Below are 2,668 nucleotides of genomic sequence, written 5' to 3'. Positions count from 1 at the left end.
CTCAAGAAGGAGACATTTTCAGAACAGTAATGATGGTTGACGGCACTGCAACCGTCAGATTCTACACAAATGAATTTAATGAATCCGGAAACATTGTAACAGTAGTCACACCCGGAACAGGCGATTACTTAACCAGTGACCAGAACAAGAACGTCAGAACATTCAATGTTGATGATAAATCCATTCCTGGAGAGGTGATTAGAAGCAAACTCATTGTTTCTGATTTAACCACTTATCCGAATTCAAACATGGACTATGTAGTTACTTTAATGGATATTAATAATAATGCCATTGCAAATGAACCGGTTTTAATAAACATTGGTTCCAAATCATTCAATTCAGTCACTAATAATAATGGACAGGTCACTTTAAAAATCAATCAGAACACAGGAACATATGCAATTAAGGTCAATTACGCTGGTGATGATATTGATTGGGCACCTGCATCTGCTCAGGCAACTTTGAAAGTCAATAAGATGCCAACTAAAATAGCAGCATCCAATTATGCAATGTTCATTAAAAAAGCTACTTATTATAAAGTCACTTTAAAAGATTCAAATGGAAATCCATTAGCCTCTCAAAAATTGACCATTAAAGTAAACAAAAAAACATATAAAGTCAAAACCAATTCAAAAGGAGTGGCAAAAGTCAAGCTTAAACTTAAGAAAGGAAAATACACTGTTCAAATAAGACATGGGGGTTCAAATAAATATCTGCCATCCAAAAAAACTGCTAAAATAACAGTTAAAAAGACCCTTAAAACCAAGTTGAATGCTCCAAAAGTCACTGTTGCACCTAAAAAATCCAGCAAGTATACTGTTATTTTAAAGGATGAGAACGGCAATGCACTTAAAAAACAGAAATTGATTATTAAAGTAAACGGCAAGAAATACACTAAAAAGACTAATGGAAAAGGTCAAGCAACTATAAAAGTTAAATTTTCAAAGCTAAAAACATATAATGTCAAAGTCACTTATAAGGGAGTTAAAAAGTATAAGAAATCATCTATAACAGGCAAGGTCATAGTTAAAAAGCAAACCAATTCTCCAGGTGGCGCTTCAAATCCAACTGTTCCTCAAAACTATGATTCTGTCGAGGAAGCTAAACTCAAAACACAATTGTCTGCTTCAAATAGGACATTTTCATTAAATTCTATCGAAAACTATATTATTTCATTAAAGGACTCTACCGGACAGGCTTTAGCAAATCATTTAATTTCATATACTCTGGATAATAAGCCATATTCTTCCCAAACCGATGCTAAAGGGCAAGTGAAAGTAAATGTTTCATCTTTAGATGTTGGTCAGCATATTATTGATGTTAACTGCCCTCAAAAGGACAAATACGATTCATCTTCATCCAGGGCTACAATTAATATTTTAAACAAAACAGGAGTGACATTCATTGATGGGGGTTTGTCAGGTGATGAAATTCAAAGCATTTTGGACAATACCAATAATCCAGTTGATTTTTTAGCAAATGTTTATAATGATGTCAGCTTGGCAATTAACAATCCTTTAAACATTACTTTTAAAGAAAATACTGTTTTAAACGGTAAGGCTAACAGTCCTGTTTTAACAATTAATGCGGATTACTTTAATGTTTCTAATTTAGTTATCAATGCAAATGAGGGGTCAGGCATTGTAGTTAATGCAGAAAATGTCACTTTAAAAAACAACACCATCAATAATAATCTGGATCAATCTCAAATGAGCAAGTATGATTCCGGTGAATTGGCTATTCCTGGCAATGGCATTAGTTTGGCAGGTGCAAATAATGCAAGAATATCTCAAAACTATATTAAATCCTTTGGAAATGCAATATTTGCTCAGGATTCAGATAATGTGGAAATGGATAATAATACATTGTCTTCAAGTAACTATGGTATTAATTATGGTATGGGAGTCAAAAACACTCAGATAACCGATAATTTAATTACCAAAAACATTGGTTTGTATGTGATGGATGTTCCTGAAGGGCCATTGGGTTATGGAATTTTCCTTAATCAGTCTGCAGTAAACGTATCCATAACCAACAATAGGATTTTGGATAATTATATGGGAATTTCAGTTGATGCAAATAACTCAACGGGCATTGTCATTTTAAGCAATTGGATAAGTGATAATGCGCTTGAGGGCATCAGATTCAATGCGGGCTATGATCTGGCAGAAAATGCTGTTGAACCTAACGTTAATGACAATGCAATCTACAGAAACGCTAGAGGCCCTAGTATGATGATACTGGGTGAATTGAGTGCAAATCCTGAAGGAATTTATCATTATGGTGAATTCAACGATACCAAAAGGTTGCAACTCGGTACAAACTGGTACGGCAAGAATGCTCGTATAACATGGGATTATGCTACAAATACAACAGGTTACGGAACAATGTGTCCTAGGATTGCAACCACTTATATCTCAGTTAAGGAGATCGAGGTTGTAAGTCCCGGCAATTATCAGGTTAAGTTCTATAAAAATGATACGGTAGCCTCTAAATTGCCTGTATTTGAAATGTATGCCACATTAAACAATAATGTTGAAATTAAGTTTGAGGTTGTTGAAGGTGTAGGAACATTTTCATTCGATTCAGGATATAACATTGGCGAAAATCTAATTGAGGTGTCAATAGGTTCTCTAAAAGACCAGTACAGGACCTTTGCAGTATTGCT

General features: G+C 34.3%; 1 protein-coding gene. It reads left to right on the top strand.

Annotation, left to right across the window (positions count from 1 at the left end; genetic code table 11):
- Nucleotides 1–2,668, top strand: a 2,668-nt coding sequence (locus QZU77_RS10695; protein ID WP_295603955.1) for a nitrous oxide reductase family maturation protein NosD, incomplete at both ends; no start/stop codon positions are given.

Origin of the sequence: uncultured Methanobrevibacter sp. (genome assembly GCF_902774605.1) — an archaeon.
Lineage (GTDB): Archaea > Methanobacteriota > Methanobacteria > Methanobacteriales > Methanobacteriaceae > Methanocatella.
The sequence above is the reverse complement of the archived record's forward strand: the minus strand, read 5'-3'. Positions and strand labels throughout refer to the sequence as shown.